This is a genomic window from Streptomyces sp. TLI_55, assembly GCF_900206255.1.
GTDB lineage: Bacteria > Actinomycetota > Actinomycetes > Streptomycetales > Streptomycetaceae > Streptomyces > Streptomyces aquilus.
On sequence record NZ_OAOJ01000002.1, the window covers coordinates 206,289 to 228,239 of the forward strand.

Genomic DNA, 21,951 nt, shown 5'->3' on the forward strand with positions numbered 1-21,951 from the left:
GGCGCCACTTCGAGCGGCGCCCCTCTTCTCACCTGTGCGGTGTCACTTGTTGCCGGTGATCTGCGCGTGCATCGTCCGGTCCATGTCGTCGATCTGGGTCTTGATCGCCGTGAACTGCTTGGCGAAGTCCTCGATCTTGGTGACGATCTGCGTCAGCTGGTTGGTGAACTCCGAGTAGGAGTGCTGCATCGCCGGACTGGTCTGCTGAAGCCACAGACCGTCCTGAAGCAGTTGGTCCACCGTCCCCTTCAAGGACAGCAGCTGTGGGTTGATGTTCGTCACGGCGTTCTGCAGCTGGCTGGCGACGGAGTCGATCTGGCCGTACTGAAGCTGGACGTTGTTGCTGGGCATGTGGGCTCCTCGGGGTTTGTCCGCGGGTGGTGTGTCAGAAGGTGCTGCCGACGCCGGTGTTCGAGTTCTTCGTGCCGCCGTCGTCCTTGTCGTCCTTGCCGTCACCGTCGGTGTCGGTGGCGTCCGGGTCGTTGTTGGTCCACTTCGGGTCCGGGTGGTCGCCGCCCAGGCCGGTACCGCTCCAGCTCGACGTGTCCGTGGTCTTGCCGTCCTTGTCGGTGTTGGTGATGTTCCGGGTCCCGGTGCCGTTCTCGTTGCCGTGGACCTCGATGACCGTCTTGGAGCCGTCGGTGTGGGTGATCGTCGTCGTGTAGCTGCCGTTCGCCCCGTAGTCGGTGTGCTCGTGGTACTTCAGGCCGCCGTCCCCGTCGTCGACCGTGCTGTCGGTCGACGTGACCTTGCCGTCGGAGTCATAGGTGACCTGCGCCGAGTGGTGGACGTTGTCGGTGCCTTCGCCGTCGTCGTGGATGTAGTCGTAGAGGGTCGGTTCGTAGCCCGGGGGTGGGGGCGCGTCCGGGGCGTTGGGGTCCGCGAGCTTCTGCTCCTTGAGGTATTCGTGCCCCTTGTCGTCCCAGGCGTGGACGGTGATGGACTGCCCGGTCAGGTCCTTCCAGGCGTCGTAGGAGTCCTTCTTCATCTTCCAGTTGCTGTGCATGAAGCCCTGGGCCTGGACGGCGGCGCTGGCCGCGTACCCCGCGTCCTGCTCGAACATCCGCTGGGCCACGAACCGGTAGGTCTCGCTGAGGGACTTCAGCAGGTCCTGGGCGTTCGCGAAAGGGCCGCCCCACTGAAAGAAGAAATGGTTGACGGCTTTGAAGCCCGCCCCGAGAGCGGCACTGTCGTAGAACCCTCGGCCCAGCAGACGGCCGTCTCCGAGCTGGTCGTGGAGCCGGTCCGTGTCCTTGGCCAGCGTGTTCAGCAACTCGTAGTCGAACGCTACGTCGAAATCGGGCATGTCCTCTCCCTCCGCACGCCTGCTCACCTGCCGCCATCGCAGTCGACCGGCACATGTTTTTACGACACATATGTCCGGCCTCGGCGAAGACGCGGCAGTACTCACACTACGATGGATGCATACATGTGAACCAACCACCCCGACGTGCCATGCGTCATGGGGTTGTTCGACGGTACGGAGTGTGCACATGGGGCGGTCGCAGGACTGGAGTGCGCTGGGTATGCACAGCGACCCCACCCCTGGTGATCCGGACGCCCTGTCGTCCCTCTACCAAGCCCTGCGGGACACCGAGCACCTGGGTGACGAGATCACCAGCGGCCTGAACCGCGTACTCGACCAGTCGGGCAACGGCTTCATCGGCAAGACCGCCGAGGCCGTCCGCGAGAAGATCGACGGGCATCTCAAGCAGTTCATCGACGCCATCGGCCACTCCTTCGGCGCCGCCGCGGAAGCGGCCATGGCCTACCAGACCGCGATCCAGGACGCTCAGGCGAAGGCGGACCAGGCCCTGTCAGGCGCTCAGGGACTGGCGAAGGACGACCCGCAGCTGGCCGCGCACAAGGCGCAGGCCCATGCCGCGCAGGACGACTACCACAACGCGGTCAGGCTGTTCGAGCAGCGGATGCGGGACGCCGAGCACATGATCCGGCAGCCGATCGACGCCTGGCACCTGTTCCTGAAGAGCCTGGGCATCCTGGAGATCATCCTGGCCATCGTGGGCGCGATCTTCGGCGGCTGGATCGGCCTGCTCGCCTTCGGCCTCGGCATGGTCATGTTCATCAGCTCACTCGTCGACTTCGCCCAGGGCAAGGCGGGTGTCCTGGACGTCGTCCTCGCCTTCGTCGGCATCCTCTTCCCCTCCACCAAGGGCCTCAACGTCGGCGCGCTGGCCAAAGGCGTCTTCAACGCGCTGAAGAACCTGCCCAAGTCGCTCTCCGCGGGCCTGACCGACGTCGGCGGCGCCCTGACCCACATCCTCACCACCGGCATCACCTTCAAGGGCATCTACAGCGGGGTGACGGCGCTGCCCGGGCTGGTCCTGCGCGGACTGAACGGACTGGCCGGACTGGCCATCAAGGGCCTCAAGGTCACCGCCGGCGGCCTGAAGCTGCTGGCCAACACCTTCCGCACCGACTTCCAGGTCGCCACCGCCGGCATCAGCACCACGGTCGGCAAGGTGGCCGTCTACCCCATCAGCTTCGGCGGCCGACTCCTGCTCGGGGCCGTGCTGCCGGTCGACTTCTTCGAACTCGGCGTCAGCTTCAAAGGCGCCTTCACGATGGGCTTCGGTACCCGCCTGTTGACCCCGACCGCGCATCTGCCGCAGTCGGCCCTCGGCGGCGGCCTGCACATCGGTGCACTGACCGGCGGACACGGCGGGCTCACCGGGCTGCCGACCGGAGTCTCCGTCGACGGCTTCGGCCACGGTGCCCTGCCAGGCTTCGACGCCAGCGGCCTGCACGGCCTCAACACCGGCATCGAGACCCAGTTCGGCGGCCTGCACGGCATCAACCTCGGCACCGACATAGGCGGCGCCAACGGCAGCTTGAGCTCCTTGCACTCGCTGAACGGGACCGGCCAACCCGGCTCCGTCGGCAACCTGATGGCGAACGCGGGCGGCCTGGACGCCATCGACCACCTGACCGCCTTCGACCACGCCACCGGCTTCCAGCGCACCAGCGTCGGACTGCTGGAGCCGCTGCCCACGAACCTGGGCGGCACGCCGCTCACCGGCGCGCACCACCTCTCGGACCTCGGCGCCACCGGCCTGCACGCCCTGCGGGGCGACCTGACACCCTCCGGCACCGGCCTGCACACGTCGTTCAGCGACGCCATGAACTCCGTCCGCGTCGCCACCGGCCACGTCGAGGACTTCCACGCGCTCGGCATCCCGGAGCTGCGCAGCATCGTGGACGGCGACATCTCCGGCGTCCGCATGACGCACGACGGCATCAGCATGCAGGTCGGCGCCCAGAGCGGTACGCCGACCACGCTGCACGTCGACTACCGCGGTACGGCTGTCACCAACGGCGAGGGCAAGCAGGTGGTCGTCGCGCCCGAGGTGCACGAGGCGATCGGTACGGCCGACATCATGACGACCCATGGGGCCGCGCACGGCCTCCAGGCCCCGGCCCCGGTCCTGTCTCCCGCGGTGGATGTGAAGGCGGGGGCGCTGAATACGTCTGCGGTGACGGTGGATGTGAAGGCGGGGGCGCTGAACACGTCTGTGGCGACGGTGGACGTGAAGCCCGGCACGCTCGGGAGCGCTCCTCTGGCGACGGACGTCAAGGTGTCGGCGGCCGATGTCCAGGCGGGTGCCGTCGTTTCGTCGCCCGGCGTGGAGGTGAAGGCGGGGTCGGTCGGCGGTGATGTCAAGGCCGGTTCGGTGGGCAACCCGGCGACGGGGGGCGGTGCTACGGCCGGGCCGTCCGCCGCGGGTGCCAAGACGGGCGTTCGGGATCTCGACGGTCTGTCCGGCGGCAAGGGTGCGGGTGCTGCGGAGAAGCTGACCGAGGAACCCGTATCTCCCTCGGTCACTGCGCAGGGCGACCAGCTCGGTGTGTCGGCCCGTGCCGACCTGGACCTGCTCGGTCAGCGGGAGGGCACCGGCGACACCGCGGGCGCGGCTGCCCCGACCGCCGTCAAGACCGGGTCCGGCACGCCCCCGACCGCTGCCGCACATGTGCTGGACGACGGCGCGGTCGTGGTCGGCGAGCACATCGCCCTGCGCCCGACTCCCACGCCGAGGCCGGCCCCGCACGCGGGCGGTGGCAGGCTGGCGCCGCTGAGCAAGTTCGAGGCGGTGACCGGGGGCGTCGCGGGCAAGACCGGCACGGAACGGTTGACCGCCTGGAACGAGTACGAGGTGGCGAGCGCCGCCGTAGCCGACGCCGAGCGTCAACTCGACGAGACGGGCGGCAAGTTCGGGCAGCCCTCGGAGACCGTCGACCAGGCCGCCGCCAAGCTCGACCTCCAGCACGCCGAGGGTGCCGTCGACATCGCCAAGGGCAAGATGGTCCGGCTCGGCATGGACGTCGAGACCATCGAGGGTCACCTGGACGCGCTGGGCATACCCGGGCCGCGCCCGAGCCGGATGGCCGACGGCGCGTCCGGGCACGGGGCAGGGGCGGCCGGCAAGGCCGCGGAAGACGGTACGGGGCTCGGCACCAAGGCTGGCGTCGGCGCCACTTCCGCCGCGCTCGGGAAGTCCCTGCCGTTCTCGCCCGGCGAGATCGAACGGTTCTGGGGGCTGGACGGAGAACGCGTCGACGCGTTGTTCGGCGGTCCGCACGATCCGCTGAGCGGCGATCGCCGGCAGCTGTGGCGGGAGTTCACCCAGGCGCGTTACGACGTGGGCCGGCTTGAGGGGCAGGTGCGGGGTGATCAGCCGCATGCCGGGGGATCGAGCGGGCCGAGCGCGCATGAGCTGAAGCTTCAGCAGGAGCTGTCCGCGGCGCAGGCGAACCTCGACGACCTGGGACGCCAGCTGGACGAACTGGGCGTCGACAGCGCACACATGGACCGGCAGCTGTGGGACCTGCACAGCCAGAGCCTGAAGGAGCATCCGCGTCTGGACGGCGCCGGTGTGCAGGGAACAGCGTCGTCGTCCCACGCGGCCGGGGAGATGCCGAAACTGGACGACCTGATGACCGGGCATCAGGCGGCCGTGAAGGGCATGCCGAAAGCCGAGTCGGCGGCGGCCCAGGCGCAGAGCTCCTACGACGCCAAGGCCGCCAAGCTCAAGCAGCAGCAGGAGAAGTTCGACCAACTGCCCGCGGGCACCAATGAGCGTGCGCTGCAGAAGGCGAAGAAGGACTTCGACAAGGCCCAGGCCGACGTGGACAAGGTCAAGCCGGGTCTCGACACCGCTCTGACCGAGCTGAAGAAGGCCCAGGACGCGCTGCAGAAGGCCAAGGACGATCTGGCCGCCGGCGTGGATCTCCATGTGGCCGCCCGTGACCTCACCCAGCGGGATGTGCAGCGGTACGTCGAGAAGTTCGCCGCCGAGGGGCATCTGGACCTCGCAGGCGTGCTGCGGACGCACGCGGAGGAGCTCACCCGTCTGACGCGGGCCGACCTGGGCACGGGCGGTCCGGTCCGCTGGGACCAGATCGCGCTGACGGGCCAGGAGGTGAAGCGGCACGCGGCGCAGGTGCTGGCGCAGGCCAAGGAGCTGGAAGGGCTGCTCGGGCCGGTGAAGAAGTCGGGGCACCTGGACTTCGTCGAGGTGAAGGTGACAACGGGGCTCAAGGATGCCGCGCGGGGCTTGGGCGAGTCGGCGGACAGCCTCGGGTCGATGCTGGAGAAGGGGTTCATCAAGGACGCCGCCTCGGTGGGCGGCATCTACGGGCTGCGCGCGGAGCACGGAGCGCTGTCGTTCACGGCGGGCAAGCTCGCGCAACGAGTGAATCACGCGCTCGAGAACGCCGCACCGGGCGACGTAGTGCGTATCGACGGTGTCTTCAGCACGGAGAAGGCCCTGGCCGACTTCCATGAACTGGGGCAGGTAGTACGGAAGTTCCGCTCGGACAAGGCGTACCAGGATGTCCCGACGGGGACGCAGTGGAAGACCGTGCTGCCGGGGCGGGACGAGGACTGGAAGAAGCTGTACGGCAGCCTGGACAAGCTGACTCCCGAACAGCAGCAGAAGTTCGTGCGGGATCTTTCGGAGAAGAACCTGACGACACTGGAATCCGAGGTCGAGGGGCTGATGAAGCAGCACCCCGGCCGGGAACAGGAGCTGCGCGGGCTGCTGGCGAATCTGAAGGGCCTGGATTACCGAATCAAGCACGCCACGCCCGCGTATCACGCGATCGCGAACAGCGGTCTGATGTCCTCGCAGGGTGACCTGGCACGCCGGGACGTGAAATTCCTGGCGTCCGGGAAGAGTTCGGTGAAGAACACGTCGAGTCTCGGCAACGACGACTTCGTGTTCTTCCGGATGGATGTCGGCGACGCGCCGATGGCGACCCGCTACGGTCCGACCACTCTGGTCTTCGACGCGAAGGTCCTGAAGGATCACGGGGGTTGGGTCTCCCTGCACGACCAGTTGCATCCGTTGGACCGTCCGGCGATGCAGAAGCTGGAAGTGAAACAGAAGGGCGCGGCGCCGGGGGACGCGCCGACGTCGAAGGTGTTCCGCAGCGCGCAGTACGACTCGGGTTTCGAAAAGATCGGCGAGCACGCGCAGTGGACGTACAAGTATCCGCAGAACGGCGATCTGACGCGGACGGTCACCTTTGAGAAAGAGGTGTTCCACGGCGAGCACGTGACCGACGCGCTCGCGTTGTCGGTGGTGCGCGAAGTCGTTCTCATGGGTTCCGAATACACGGAACTCGCGCTGAAGATGTCGGCGGACGATCTCGGGCGTCTGGTGTCGAAACTGTTCCGCCCGGAGGCGAAGTTCGGGTCGGGTCTTCCGATCACGCCGAAGGCCGTGGACGGGCTCTCGCAGGGGGAGTGGAACCTCCTGGGAGTCGGCCCGGAACCCCTGCATGTGCACGATCCGGACGGCGACGGCCGGTACTTCCCCGACGGGACGATGGACCCGATCGGGCGGTGGTCAGGAAAGCACGCCGATGCGGCGGACGACGCGTTCCGGTCGGCCGAGCACGGTGTGCAGGAGAACAACACCGTGAAGATCGACGCCCATTTGAAGGAAGCGAAGGCTTCCATCGAGAAGTCCATCGGGCTGACGAAGGGGTGGCAGCTCAAGAACCCGGAACGCCAGGAACTCATCGAGCGCCTCCTTGAGCGGCGGGAGTCGCTCCTAGCGAAGATCGAGCACCTTCAGGGCAACTGGAAGGTGGAGGTCAAAACCCTCCACGGCGACGGCGACAAGCCCGGCACGGGCGAAACGCCCAAACCGAAGGGCACGAGCTACAGGGACGGCGCCGCGAAGCCCCCGAAGGACAACGCCGCGAAGCCCCCGAAGGACGGTGCCGCGAAGGCTCCGAAGGACGGTGCTGCGACGAAGGCTCCGAAGCCCTCCCAAGTCGCCGGTCCGAAGCCCTCCGGCAAGCCCAAGGCACCGGCCGGGAAGGCCGGGGTGCCGGTGTCCGGCGACGCGCAGGTGACGGCTGCTGACGTGCAGGTGAAGACGGTGTCGGGGGCGCGCGAAGGCCGCCCGATCGCCGACATCCAGCTGCCCGAGCCTAAGGTCGGCACGACGGCGGTCGCGGAGCCGAAGGCATCGGCAGCAACGGCCACGCCGTCCGGACCGTCCGGGCCCAAGGCGTCGGAGTCTTCGCCGGTCACACCGCCCGGGCCCAAGGTGCCCGAGTCCGCGGTCACCGCGCCATCCGAGACCCCTGGGGCCAAGGCCTCCGAGTCCGTCGCGGCGAAGACCGACGTTTCCGCGGGGCAGGTGCCGGAGCGGACTGTGGTGACCGAAGCCCACGGCGGGCCCCACGCCCACACCTCGCCTGACGCCCATGCCGTGCCCGACGCCCATGCCGTGCCCGACGCCCACACCTCGCCCGACGCCCATGCCGTGTCCGGCGCCCATGCCGTGCCCGACATACACGCCGCGCCCGACATACATGCCGCCCCCGACGTACATGTCACGCCTGACGCCCCTGCCGCGCCCGGCCGATCTCAGACCGGGTCCAAGGCCGCCGACCCGGCCGATGGGCCCGGTCGGGTTCAGGGGTCCGTGGGTGTGAATGGTGGGCGTCGGCCCGACATGTTGGATCCCGTCGTCTTCAAGCAGCAGACGTCGACGCTGACGGGTGTCCGGTCGTGGTCGGAGATCCGGGTCCTGGACGAGCTGTTGCGCGAGTACCAGGCTGTTCCGGAGCCGGACGTAGTGCAGCGCGTGAATGTGCTGTGGGAACTGGAGTCGCAGGCCCAGCGGTACCTCGCGGGTGAGCCCGATCCGCAGCGGGTTCCGGGGGTGGAACTGCTGAAGGTCCAGGTCGGCTTCGAGTTGGACTCCTTGTCGCATGCGGTTCGTGGTGTGGAGCTGACGTCGGTCGAGCGGCTGACGGCGGGTGATGTCGCGCGGCTTTGGGACGAGGACGTCGAACGGGTCGGCGCGTTGTTCGGTGGCTCGCAGCATCCGTTGTACGACGCGCGGGTGGCGGCCTGGGGGAAGCTCACGCAGGCGCGTTATGACGTGGGCCGGCTTGAGGGGCAGGTGCGGGGCGGTCAGCCCCATGCCGGTGGGTCGAGCGGGCCGAGCGCGCACGAGGTGAAGATCCGGCAGGACATGGCCGCCGCGAACACCCAACTCGACTCGGCGAAGCAGGACCTGGTGAGACTGGGGCTTGACCCTGATCGGGTCGACCGGGACCTGTCCGCCCTCTACTCCCAGAGCCTGAAGAAGCGCCCGCGCGCGGTAGCCGGTGGGCATCAGGCGGCGGCCCCGCACCCGGCGGGCGAGCCGCACGCCCTGGGCAACCTGCTGGCCGAGCACACCAAGGTGGCGGGCCAGGTGCCGTCGGCGAAAGTGCGGCTGGAGGACGCCACCGTCGCCCGGGACGGCGCACTGGCCAAGTCGCAGGCCGCCCGGCAGAAGTTCGAGGCCCTGAAGTCCGAGTACGACCAGCTTCCCGAGCCGACCAAACAGCAGACCAGGCAGTACCAGAAGGCACAGAAGGAAGCCGAGTCGGAGGAGAAGAACTACCAGGCGCAGCAAGCCAAGTTCGACGCGAGGAAGGCCGAGCTGGACGCGGCCGACGCCAAGGTGTCGCAGGCCTGGCGCGCGCTGGACGGCGCGGTGGACGACGCCGTACGCGCCGGCACACATACGCAGCAGGAACTGAGCCGCCTCGTCGACACCTTCGCCGGCGCCGCCGACGTCGAGCACGCGACGCGTCTGCAACAACACGCCCGCGCACTCGACATCAGCGCACGTCGCGGACTCGACGGCCCAGATGCCCGGCCGGACCAGGTCCTGTGGACTGGCAAGGACATCGAGGACCAGGCGAAGCGGATACGTGTCCAGGCCGCGCGGCTGGAAGAACAATTGGCGGACGGCAGCCATGCGACGCGGGCCGACGTCCAGGCCCAGGTGGACGAGGTACGTGCGTCCGTCGGCCAACTCCACGGGATGCTCGACGGCTTCATCACGGACGCCGCATCACACGGCGGCATCTACGCCCTGCGCAACACGCACGGGCCGCTGGCCCTCGCGGCCGGTCACCTCGTGGACCTCGCGGACGACGCCCTCAGCAAGGCTGGCCCGGGCACGGCCGTACGGCTCACGGACCCCTTCAACACCCACAAGGCGGCCGAGGGCCTGCGCAACGGGGCCACGCACTGGCTCCGGGACTTCCGCACCGGCAAGGCGTACGCCGACGTCCCGACCGGAACGCAGTGGCAGGCGGTGCTGCCCGGTAGCGAGGGCCAGTGGAAGGAGGTCTTCGGCGACCTCGACAAGCTGACGTCCCGGCAGCCGGCGCCCACCCACGAGCTCTCCCAGGCCGAGCTGACGAGCCTGCGCGAGGGAATCGCGCAGCAGGAGGCGTTCGTCCAGAAGCTGTCGCAGAAGAACATCGAGAATCTGCGCCAGGAGATCGACACCCTCATCGCGAAGATGCCGCCCGAGCGGCAGGAGGCCTTCCGCGCCCTGAAGCAGCGGCTGCTGGACCTGCCGTACCGCATCAAGCACGCCACACCCGCCTACCACGCCATCGCCAACAGCGGGGTGATGTCCTCCCAGGGCGACCTGGCCCGCCGGAACGTCAAACACCTCGCCTCCGGCAAGAGCTCGGCCAACAACACCACCAATCTCGGCAACGACGACTTCGTCTTCTTCCGCATGGAGGTCGGGGACGGGGCCATGGCCAGCCGCTACGGACCGACCACCCTGGTCTTCGACGCCAAGGTGCTCGAAGAGCACGGCGGCTGGGTGTCGCTCCACGACCAGCTGCACCCGCTGGACCGGCAGACGATGCGGGAACTGTCCCTGAACGAGCAGATGGCACCGACCCAGGAACCCGGTGCGAAGGTCTTCCGGACAGGGCAGTACGACGAGGGTTTCACGGACATCGGCAAGCGGGCCCAGTGGACCCACACCTATCCGCAGAACAGCGGCGCGTCCCGGACCGTCACCTTCGAGCAGGAGGTCTTCCACGGGCAGCACGTGGTGGAGGCGCTCGCGCTGTCGGTCATCCGTGAAGTGGACAGCATCGGCGGCGCCTTCCCGGCCCATGTCCTCGGGCTCGACACGGACGGGCTGGGCAAGGTCGTCTCCCAACTCTTCCGGCCCGAGGCCAAGTTCGGCTCCGGTCTGCCCATCACCCCGATGAACGCCGCGGTCCACCACGGCATGCCGCAGCCCCTGCGCGTCGTCAACGAGCACGGTGACGGGCGCTATCTCCTCGACGGCACGATCGACCCCGTCGCCCGCGCCGCGGGCAAGCAGCACGACATGGCGTCGGACGCGTTGCGCCAGGCCGACAACAGCAAGGCGACCGGCCATGACGGCAAGGCCAAGGACCACCTCAAGGACGCGAAGGCGCACGCCCAGCAGTCGGTCGACCTGACGAAGGCGTTCCAGGAGGGCTCGACCGGCGAACGACGGGACCTGGCGACCAAGCTGCTGAAAGAACGGACGGACCTCGTCCAGCACATCGACACGAAACTCACGACATGGCAGAGCGCGGACCACACACCGGCTGCGAAGCCCTCCGGGGCGAAGGGTGTGGGCGCCAAGGGGGCCGGCCCCAAGGCATCCGGATCGAAGACACCCGCCGTCCAGAGTGCCGGAGCCACGCTCCCCGACGCCGAGGGCACCCGTCTGCACACGGCGCTGTCCCCGCTCTTCGGGGACAGGACCACCCCCGATCTGGTGACGGTGGCCCGGGGCCTGGTCGAGCACGGCGACCTCAGCGCACCGACCGAGGCAGGCAAGACCTTCGGCCTCAGCAAGCGGGCCTACGACAAGGTCTCCAAGGACCTGGAGGGTAAGGGCCTCGTCCGGCGAGTGAACGGGGGACTGCTCCTGACCGAGCAAGGCGGCCACCTACTCCTGCCGCCGTCTCCGGACGGTCTCGCCGTACGGCCGGTACGCGAAGCCGAGTCGGCCGGCCCGCCCGGTCCCGGCGTGTCCGGGGCGGAGCACGCCGAGGTCGAGAAGGCGCTCGGGGAGCCCCTCACCGCGCCCCCCGCCGCCGTATCCCATGCCGACGCCACGCCCGCCGCCGCCGTATCCCATGCCGACAACCCGCCCGCCGCCGTATCCCATGCCGGCGTACCCCATGTCGACACCGCGCTTCCCGCCGCAGCCGGGCCCGCGCCTGCACCTGCGCCTGTGCGTGAGGCCGCATCGCAGTCCGCCTCAGGGGCGCCGCTGCCGCCCCCCGCCCGCATGACCGGCACCGGCCAGATCGGTGGCGCCGACCGCGTCCTGCCCTCCCAGGAGGCCGCGGCCGGCGTCAGCCGGGATCTCGTCGCGCACTTCGACGGCCTTACCCCGGCCCAGCGCGAGACGCTCCGCGCCGACCTCCAGGCGCAACTCGGCCGGGAGGTCTGGCCGTCGCTGTCGGCGATGACCCGCGGCGAGACGCACACCCTCACCGTGGACACGGCCGGGTTCAGGGGCGACATCACGGTCCGGGCCGAGGTGACGAAGGCGGAGCCGGACGGCGCCTTCAAGAGCCTGGAGTTCGAGGACGGCAGTGAGTCCCTCGTCCGCGACGGCTTCCAGCGCGAGACGCGGTCGGTCGTCACCGCCGGTGTTCTCGTCAAGGGCAAGGCCGCCGCGCAGACCGACCTGACGGGACACCTGTCCTCCAACTGGTCCCGTACCGAGTCGCACCGCATGACCTCCAGCGGGCGCCTGTTCAGCCGTACGAAGACCCCGGAGCCGGCGTTGAAGCTCGACGTCGAGGTCCGGCTGGAGTTCGACCTCTCCGCCGTCGCCGGCACCTTCGGCAAGCACCTGACGCCGGGCGCCGCCGACCGGGTCGAGGTGACGGCGAACGTGCCCGTGGCCGTCGCCGAGGGCGACGTCCGCCCGCAGTCCGCCATCCAGCACTATCTGCCGCCGGCCCGCGTCGAGCAGACCCTCGCCCTCGGCGGCATGGACACCGTCCGCGACCTGTTCCTCGTCGACGCCGACGGCGCACGGGTCTCCGGCACCCTGCACAAGGCCCTCCTCGGCAGCGGTGCCGACCCCCACTCACTGGAGTCGTACGGCAAACGGGCCTTCGGCGACCGCTGGCCCGCGGTCCGGGAGCTGGTCCTGGACCGCATCGGCTCCCTGGACTCCCTTCAGTACCGGCTCAAGGGCATGACTGCGGGTGAGGCGCTGGAGATCGACCTCGGTGCGGACGAGGGCAGTCTGCTGGTCACCGCCGAGGTGACGACGATGAAGCACCTGCGCAACACCGACAAGACCGAGTTCAACACCGGCTCGGACGTCACCCGGGTCTACACTCACACACGCGGCTCCGAACACGGCGTACGGGCCACGATGCAGGCACAGAGCGCCGACCTGCACGCCGGGCCGACCACCGTCACCGGCGTCGGGCACGGCGAGTTCGACCGTGACGGCGCGCTGACCGTGCAGGACTCGGTCCGCACCGGTACCGCGGTGAAGATGAAGGTGCCCGGTGCCGTCTTCGACGGCGTGGCCACGCTCTCCTTCGTCCACCGCGCAGACCCTCTCGGAGCCCCGGCACCGGCACACACGGCCATCCCCGCCCCCGCACCGGCACACACCGCCACCCCCGCCCCGGCACCGACACCGACGCATGCCGCCACCCCCGCCACAGACACCGGCCGCACGCCGCACCCGGCGACGAACACCCCGCCCGGCGGGCGGGCCCAACTCGGCTTCCAGGTCCTCGTCGACGCCGCCGACGCCCGCCCCGTCGCCGAACCGAGCGTCTTCTCCGCCGCCACCCGGCCCCAGGGCCCGCGCCGGATGGCTGCCCCCGCCCTCCAGGAGGGCGACCACGCCTGGCGGCCCGCGGCCGGGGTCTGGGACGGGCTGCCGTCCCACACGGTCGTCCTCGACGTCCTGTCCGGCGAGGAACGTGCCCTGGGAGCCGCGCAGTCGCCCCGGCTCGCCGACCTCGTGGACGGTGCGGGGCGCGCACACTTCGGTGCCGGCTGGGCCGACGTACGCCCCGCCGCGCACGACATGGCCACCCGGGAGCAGCTCGCGGCGACCCTGCCCCAGCTCACCCGGGGCACCACCGCCCGCAGCGCCCCGCTGCCCCTGCCGCTGCGCTCCAACGCGCAGTTGAGCCTGAGCGGGCGCTTGGAGTCGCTGGAGTACGTGCGGACCCTGGACGCCGCCGAGATCAACCTGCTCAGCGATGTCGCGGACGAGACAGGCGGCCGGCTCGGCTCGGCCTTCGGTCACGGTCAGCTGGCGCAGGGTGGCGTGCAGCCGGAGCTCGGCAGCGACGTCACCCTCGCCGTGCACGCCCCCGGCGGCGGCATCGCACACCGGTACCGCACCGCCGACGGGGTGTCCGGCGGGCACAGCAGTGTGGCCGGCGCCAAGTACCCCGAGCCGATGACGGTGTACATCGCCACGGTCGGCGTCGACGCGCACATCGGACGCGTCGGGGAGGACGCGACCCACGGCGGCCGGACCGACGTGCGGTTCGTCGTCGCCATCCCGAAGAGCCACACGCAGCGGTACGAGATCACGGAGGGGGCCGCGGGCATCCAGGTGTTCCACCGCCAGGAATCCGTCGCGGCCCCGCGCCCCGCGCCCGCCGCGCCCGACCTCAGTGTGCGGCCCCCGCTCCGGGTGTCCGACTCCGGACGGATCGGCAACGGCGACGCCGTCCTCGAACTGCCCGGTGACCAGGTCGTCAAGGAGCTCAGGCGGCAGCTCTCCGACACCTTCGGGGAACGCTGGGACCAGGTCGAGGGCGAGGTGGCGCAGTTCTTCGACTCGATCGCCCTCCAGCCCAGGACCGCAGGGCTCACCGCGGGCGACACCTGGGGCGGCAGCTTCCGCGCCGGACCGCTGACCGCCGACATCCGGATCACCGCGGCCGACGCGAAGATGACCGAGTACCTGCGCGTCGAGAAGGACTTCGAGTTCGAACAGGGCACGGAGTCCGCCGCCGCCGCGTCCGTCCAGAAGGACACCCACGTACGGCGCACCCTGTGGGAGCGCGCCGGGTTCAAGGCCCCGCACGTCACCTTCACGCTCGGCCATGTGCGCCACAACGAGTCTGTCGCCGGTCACGGCGTCGACGTCCGCGGCGGGGTCGTCGCCAAGAACAAGACCGTCGAACCGGCGGCCGTGTTCAAGGGCGAGGTGACCTACACGGTCGAGGTGAAGGTCTCCCACGCGCTGCCGGGCCGGGGCGGCGAGCGGACGTTCACCGTCACCAACGGCGGCGAGTTCGCCTTCCCGGTTCGTGACCTGCCCGCCGATCCCGCCACCGGTGCGGCCCTCCGGCCCGACCAGTACCGCCGGGTCCCCGACGGTATCGCCGACTCGCTGCGCCTCGGCGCTGAGGACGTCGTGCTCGACACCCGCCCGGTGCGGGGCGATGCTGCCGGAACCCGGCTCGTGGACGACGTACTGCGGCAACTGGACCCGAACGGGCCGAAGTTGTTCGGCTCGGCCGCCGACTGGAAGGCGGCCCGGGCGAAGCTCGCGGAGCGGCTGCCCGCGTCGGAGTTCCAGCGCCGGCTGAAGTCGATGATGGCCGGACAGCCGTGGGTGGTCCGGGTGAACGGCCGTGAGGTGGCCATCCGCGCCAGCGTGCAGGAGATGATCCACACCGCCGACACCAAGGCCACCGAGTTCAACTCGGCCACCGTGGACGGCACGGGCGGCGGACGAACGGAGAGCGGACTGACCGGGCCGCAGATCACCTCCGACGGCACCAACGTCACCGTCGTCGGCACCTCCGATCCGATCGGCGGCTCCCCGGCCGAGGTGTTCGGCGGCGGCACCCTCGCCCACACCACCCAGTCCGAGCACCTCGCCGACTCCTCCTCCGGCATACGCTCCGCCGCCGGGACCAAGACCAAGGTGCCCGGCAGTGTCTACGACGGTGTCGCCCGGCTGCACATCGAGGTCCGCGACCGCTGGCGGCCCTTCGGGCGCGGGGTCGACACCCGCGTGCCGAAGGGCACGGTCGACGAACAGGTCCGCTTCAAGGAACTGCGCCAGGAGGTCGCCGACCTGCAACGGCAGTTCGGGGCGGCCTCGGCGGAAGGCCACCCAACCGATGCGCTCAAGTCGCGGCTCGACCAGGCCAAGGCCACGTTCGACAAGGCACTCACGGACCAGAGCACACGTATCCGGAACGCGGTCGACACCCGGCGGACCGGCCAGGGCACGCTCGGCTTCTCCCCGATGACCAAGAGGACCTTCGGGGTGCGGGTGCGCGGTGTCGGCGAGGCCGAGATCGGCTTCCAGGCGCTGCTGCCGAGCGCCGATGCCGTCAAGGTCGCCGGTCCCGACCAGGCCCGCTTCACGGCTCCCGCACTCGGCGCCCCACGCCCCCGGCCCGCCGAGCGGCCGGGTGCGGCACCCGCACCGGTCGAAGTCCCCAGGCCGCCGGAGTCGTTGCTGACGCACGGGATGTCCGACGGGCAGCTCGTCCGGGACCTGCCCGACGTCCAGTCCCTGCGGGGTCTGCTCGACAACGAAGGCGGCAAGGTGTTCGGCGGCGCCTGGTCGGACGTCACCCGGACCGGGCAGCGGCGCGGCGAGCTGGTGATGGGCGGCTTCACCAAGGACCGGCTGATGGCGGCGCTCCCGGAGCTGACCCGCGGGGGCGAGCTGCGCAGCGAGTCGTTCCGGGTGAACGGCCGTGAGGCGTGGGTGTCGGTCAGGGCGCAGGTGCTCGACCTGACGCACGCGCGCCCCGAACCCAAGGCCGAAGTCGCCCTGGCCACCGAGAAGACCTACGTGTACGGACGCCGGGACCTGCACTCACGGCAGTTCTTCCTGCTGGGCCAGGTCGGCGCGGTCGCCGGCACCCTGGAGAGCAAGCTGGGCGCGGCGATGACCTTCGGCGGCGGCTTCCGGCGACGCACCCGCGGCGACCAGGTCACGGGCGGCCGTACCTTCACCAACGCCAAGATCCCGACACGGCTCGAACACTACGACGGGCACGTCGAGTTCACCTTCACCTTCCATCGCGGCGGCGGCACGGAGACCAAGGTCTCGGGCATCGTCCCGGTTGGCGTCTCGGTGCCTTCGGCGCAGATCACCGAACATGTGGTGGTCGACCAGGGCCACGTCTTCACGCGGGCGGCATCGCCGGAGCGTACGGAGACGCCCGTGCCCGCCCCCTCCCCCGGCAAGGGCAAACAGCGGGCCGAGTTCACGGTCGACGAGGGCGAGGCCATCGACGCGGGCGCCGCGCTGAGCGACGCCCGGCGGCTGCGGGCCGAGGCCGAGCGGGTGCTGAGCGATCTGAAGGAGCGGCAGGAGACCGGTGTCGGCGGCGTCACCGATGCCGACGGCACCCGGCGGGCGATGGCCCATGCGCAGTGGGAGCGGGCCGAGGCCGCCGAACTCCTGGCTGAGGCCCACTGGTCGGAGGTGACCGGCGGTCGGCCGCTTCCGGTGCCGGTCGTCCGTGAGGGGTCCGTGCCCGGACTCGGCGGCGGGGCGCCGCACTGGTCGCGGTCGCGCAGAGGAGGTGTGCCGTACACCTCCGAGGCCCCCGTCGGCCAGGTGGTTTCCGTCGAGCACATCCCGTCCGCCAGCCACGTCGTCTTCGACACCGACGACGGAGAGGCCTACGCCCTCGTCCCCGGCGGCCCCGACCTGACGGTCGCGCACTGGGTGAGCGACCCGGCGTCCGCCCACGGCCGGCCCGCCGACCCGGCCACCAGCCAGGAGGCGTACGCGGGGGACATCGCCGTACAGCGGCAGTTGCTGGACAAGGCGCTGACGGCCGCCGAGCAGACATCCCAGCTGAAGAAGGTGGTCCAGCGGCAGGTGACGTCCTTCGAGGAGGACGTGCGACTGCTCCGCGTCCTGGAGGACCGGACCTCGCTGCGGAAGCTGGCGCCCGCCCAGCTCGTCGCGGTGGTGCTGGCCGAACGGCGGGCCCTGCGCACCCTGTCGGCCGACTGGGACCGGCTGACCGCCAACCTGCTGGAAGGCCGCGGCAGTTGGCGCTGGACGCGGTCCTATCCGTTCGACGAGGAGAACCTCGGCCGGTTCGTCCGGCAGGTGCACCGGCATCTGCTGGCGGACCTCTCACCGACGGTCAACATCGATCTCGGCGCGCGGGTGGGCGAAGGCACGCTGCTGGACGCGATGACCGGCGACGAGCGGCTGCTGCGCAACGTGTGGGAGGTCGTCCCCGGCTACTTGCGGTACTTCGAACGGCGCGGTGCCGCCGAGGAGGCGATGGGCTACCCCGCGAGCGTGAAGCGGACCACCCACGCGTCCGGGATCTACCGGCCCAGGCCAGGACCGGACGCCTGGGACGAGTCCTTCGCCCCAACCCCGGCCGACCGCGCGGACCTGCCGAACTACGCGGCCCTCACCTCGCGGCACCGGCCGCGCGGCCTGGGGCTGTACGGAAACGCCGTCTTCCACCTCAAGCACGAGCTGCTGGAGCGGGCCACGTTCACCCCCGGGGACAGCTTCAGCCCGGGACGGCAGGGCGCCCGCAGCGTCACCGGTTCCGGCAACCTGCTGCCGCTGCTGAACCACGGACCCGACCGGCTGGTCCGGCTCGCCTTCGCCGAGGCGACCGGCTTCCGCTACGACGAGGAGTTCCGGCTGCTGCGGGACACCGGGGAACTGGAGCGCCACCTCGTCGGGTTCTTCGAGGTCCAGCTCCACGGCGGGGTGCGCTGGGAAGACGTGGAGCGGATCGTGCTGGTCCGGGAGGGCGGTACGCCGGCGCATCAACAGAAGGCGCGGCTGGAGCAGTTCGCCCAGGAGGCGGGGCTCGGTTTCACCGTCGAGACACTTGAGCCCGGAGCGGTCGGACCGGCCGCCCGGACAGCGGAGACACCTGCCGGAGATGGCACACTTGTGTCAGCGCACACCTCGGTCGCGAAGGCGACACCTTCCCCGGGTAAGGTCGCGAACGGAACACATGTCATGGTCGAGGAGGAATCCGTGCCGGTCGGAGCATCTGAGGCGGCCGGAACGGCACACCCAGACCTGGAAGAGGCTGCTGGAACGGCATACCCGGACCCGGCAGCGGCCTTCGACGCCGTCCGGCAACGGTTCCCGGACGTCCTGGTGCACACCGGTCGCTGGACGATGTGGGGCCACGACGGAGACACCCCGCACACCTCCTCGTACGCGATCGAGAACAGCGCCCTCGGACTGCGGGGTGTCTTCGTGCCGCCGACCGCGGACGGGGGTGTCGGAGCCTGGCACTGGCAGCTGCCCGGCCACAGCGGGCCGGTGGCCGTCACGCCCCTGAGACTGCCGACGACGGCGACAGCGCACAACGCCGCCCCGGCACCCGCGCGGATCGCCGCTGCCGAGGCCGCCGATCCCCTCGTATCGGCGCTTGAGACCGCGCCCTGGAGCGCCGGCCTGCACTGGCGCGCGGACGACGAGGAGCTGTACGTCTTCGCAGGCGCGGGGGCGGAGCACCCGGCCGCCGTCTTCGCCGACGGGCTGCGTCCGGCAGGTGATCAGCTGGTGCACGTCGCGGCCCACGTCGGCGGAGTCCCGGACAGCGCCTGGCTCACCGCCACCCGGAAGATCGGCTGGTTGCGGGATCAGGCCACCGTCCTCGGGGACTTGGCCGCGACCGAACTGCTCGGCCGCTACGGCTGGCGGTACGACATCGCCGCGCCCGGCGGAGTCGACGTCGACGCGACGCTCGACCTGGCCGCCCCGCACCCGGAGCGCGCCGAGGTGCTTTACCCGGGCGGGGTGGACGGCCGCCACATCCGCGGCGCGCAGCGGCTGGAGGCGGGCCGCGCAGTCGGCCCTTACGTGACCAATCCCGGGTTCGTGGAGCCTGGCCGCCCCGCACCCACGGAGGGAACCGGACGGTGAGCCCCGCCATCCATCACGTACGGCCGAACGCGCGCCGTGGCGCGTTCCGTACCCTCGCCGACGCGGTGCGGGCGGCGGACAACGAGGACGAGATCCGGATCGCCCCGGGCGAGTACGCTGAACGGCTGCTGGTCGACCGGGCGGTGACGCTGGTCGCCGAGGAAGGCCCCGGCACGGTACGGCTGACGCCGGTCGAGCCCGGCCTGCCGGCGTTGGAACTGGCCGCCTCCGCGACGGTGCACGGTCTCACCGTGCTGGGCGCGGACCCGTCCCGGCCGCTGGTGCTGGTGACGGCGGGCACCACCGAACTGCGGGACTGCGACATCGCCGGCGGCCGGGTCGAGGCCGTGTGCGCGGCCTCCCTGCGGATCACCCGCAGCGTGGTCCGGGAAGCGGCCCTGGCCGGTGTGCACGCCGACACCACCGGGGAGTTGTGGCTGACCGACACCCTCGTCACCGGCATCGAGGGCACCGGCGTTGTCGTCTCCGGTGCCGCCACCGCGCACCTGACGGACTCGACGGTACGTGCGGTCGGCGGCTCCGGAATCCGGGTCCGCGGCGAGGCCACGGCCGTGCTGCGGCGCTGCGCCGTCGACAAGCCCGGCCGCAACGGCCTGCTCGTCGAGGAGCGGGCGGCCGTGGTGCTGGACGAGTGCCGGCTCAAGGACGCGGCGGCGGAGGCCGTGCGCGTGCTGGGCTCGGCAGCCCGTACCGAGGACGGCGAGAGCGGCGGGGTGCGCATCACCGGGGGCGAGGTGACCGGCGCCGGTGCCGCCGGGATTCTCGCGGCCGGTACCGGGGACGTCCTGGTGTCCACGTGTTCCGTACGGGACAGCGCGGCGGCCGGTGTCTCCGCCGACGGCAGCGCGCGCCTTGAGCTGATTGACTGCCGGATCAACGGCTCCGGCGCCTCCGGCGTGGTGGTGCGCGGCTCGGCCCGGGCGGTCGTCGCCGACACCACCGTGCGCGGCGCGCAGGGCAACGGCATCCTGGTCGGCGAGCGGGCCGAGATCCGGGTCGTCGGCGGCGCCGTGCGGGACACCTCCTACAGCGCCGTCCACATCACGGGCGAGGCCACGGCTGAACTCGCCGCCCTGCGGGTGGAGGACACCCCCGAACACGGCATCGGCGTCAGCGAACGCGGCCGGCTCACGGCGGAGGACTGCCGGCTCACCGGCTGCGGCCTGTCCGGCCTCAACCTGGACGGCTACGCGGCCGCCACGGTCGACGGCGTCACGGTACGCCGCAGCCGCAACGGCGTCACCGCCCAGTCCCGGGGCGAGGTGAGGATCAAGGACGCCCGGATCATCGACGTCGAACGCGCCGGACTGACCTGCGGCCCCGACAGCGTCCCGGAGTTCACCGACTGCCGCATCAGCGGCGCGGGCACGGCCGGGATCGTCATCGCCGAGAAGGCGGCGCCGACGCTGCGCGACTGCGCGGTCTCCGGCACCGTGGGCTCCGGGCTCGTGGTGGCCCGCGACGGCGACCCGACCGTACTGCGCACGACCGTGAAGGACACCGGGAAGAACGGCCTGTTCGTCGACGAGGGCGGCAAGGGCCGGTACGAGGACTGCGTGCTGTCGACCACCGCCTACCCGGCCGTCCACGTCGGCGGCGACGCACAACCCGTACTGCGCCACCTGCTGGTGACGGACTGCGGGGAGGATCTCAGCGTCGACGAGGGCGCCCTGCCCGAGGTGGCCGGCTGTGTCTCGCGAGACGTCAAGAACGCGGTGTGGGCCGCCCCCGGCACGGCAGGTGCGGGTCCTGTCTCCGCCGGTGTCCCGGCGACCGCGGCGGCGGGATCGCTGTCCGCCACGCCCCGCGATCCCGACGGCGAGGACGAGGAAGAGGTTCCGGAGGAGAGCCTGGAGGACCTGCTCGCCGAGCTGGACGTACTCGTCGGCCTGGAGCGGGTCAAGAACGACGTGTCGTCGCTGGTGAAACTCATGCGGATGGTCAGGCGCCGGGAGGAGGCGGGGCTCGCGGCGCCCCCGCTCAGCCGGCACCTCGTCTTCGCCGGCAACCCCGGCACCGGCAAGACGACTGTCGCCCGGCTCTACGGCCGCATCCTCGCCGCGGTCGGCCTGCTGGACCGCGGACACCTCGTCGAGGCGGACCGCTCCTCGCTGGTCGGCGAGTACGTCGGCCACACCGGCCCGAAGACCCAGCGGGTGTTCGAGGAGGCGATGGGCGGGGTGCTGTTCATCGACGAGGCGTACTCGCTGACCCCGGCCGCCGGCTCCAACGACTTCGGCCACGAGGCGATCGCCACCCTGGTGAAGCTGATGGAGGACCACCGCGACTCGGTGGTGGTCATCGTTGCCGGCTACCCCGACGAGATGGAGCACTTCATCGACTCCAACCCCGGCCTGGCCTCCCGCTTCAGCCGCACCCTGCTCTTCGAGGACTACGACACACCGGAGCTGGTGAGCATCGTCGAGCACCACGCCGAGCGGCACCAGTACCGGCTGACGGAGCCCGCCCGCGAGGCACTCGGCGCGTACTTCGAGGCGACCCCCCGCGGCGAACGGTTCGGCAACGGCCGTACCGCCCGGCAGACCTTCCAGGCCATGACCGAGCGTCAGGCGTACCGGGTGGCGGAGATGGCTGCTCCCGACGAGACCGACCTGATCACCCTGCGGCCGCAGGACCTGCCCGAGTGGCCCTGACCCTGTCCGCCCACGACCGCTGTACTCGGAATTCGGAGAGAGCC

General features: G+C 70.8%; 4 protein-coding genes. 2 read left to right on the forward strand and 2 right to left on the reverse strand.

The genetic code is table 11. The features are described 5' to 3' along the window. Positions 1-42: 42 nt before the first annotated feature. Both CRP56_RS43880 and CRP56_RS43885 read right to left on the reverse strand, forming a co-directional pair. Positions 43-351 carry a WXG100 family type VII secretion target gene (locus CRP56_RS43880; RefSeq protein ID WP_097275406.1) on the reverse strand — a complete coding sequence of 103 codons (309 nt, stop codon included), beginning with the start codon at positions 349-351 and terminating at the stop codon, positions 43-45. A 34-nt stretch (positions 352-385) separates the two neighbouring features. Beyond that, on the reverse strand, positions 386-1,306 hold the full coding sequence (locus tag CRP56_RS43885) for a hypothetical protein (RefSeq protein WP_097275408.1): 921 nt from the start codon (positions 1,304-1,306) through the stop codon (positions 386-388). Between the two features lie 187 nt (positions 1,307-1,493). On the opposite strand from CRP56_RS43885, the gene CRP56_RS43890 reads away from it, so the two are divergent. Further along, entirely contained in the window at positions 1,494-19,232 is a 17,739-nt protein-coding gene (locus CRP56_RS43890) for a scabin-related ADP-ribosyltransferase (RefSeq protein ID WP_143665012.1), read from the forward strand. Further along, positions 19,229-21,907 carry a right-handed parallel beta-helix repeat-containing protein gene (locus CRP56_RS43895; RefSeq protein ID WP_097275412.1) on the forward strand — a complete coding sequence of 893 codons (2,679 nt, stop codon included), beginning with the start codon at positions 19,229-19,231 and terminating at the stop codon, positions 21,905-21,907. Before CRP56_RS43890 ends, CRP56_RS43895 begins: the two co-directional genes overlap by 4 nt. The last annotated feature ends 44 nt before the right edge of the window (positions 21,908-21,951 follow it).

What these genes read in the sequence shown, in the direction of transcription:
- CRP56_RS43885 (WP_097275408.1), bottom strand. Translation starts at nt 1,306, where the DNA reads ATGCCCGATTTCGACGTAGCGTTCGACTACGAGTTGCTGAACACGCTG.
- CRP56_RS43890 (WP_143665012.1), top strand. Translation starts at nt 1,494, where the DNA reads ATGGGGCGGTCGCAGGACTGGAGTGCGCTGGGTATGCACAGCGACCCC.
- CRP56_RS43880 (WP_097275406.1), bottom strand. Translation starts at nt 351, where the DNA reads ATGCCCAGCAACAACGTCCAGCTTCAGTACGGCCAGATCGACTCCGTC.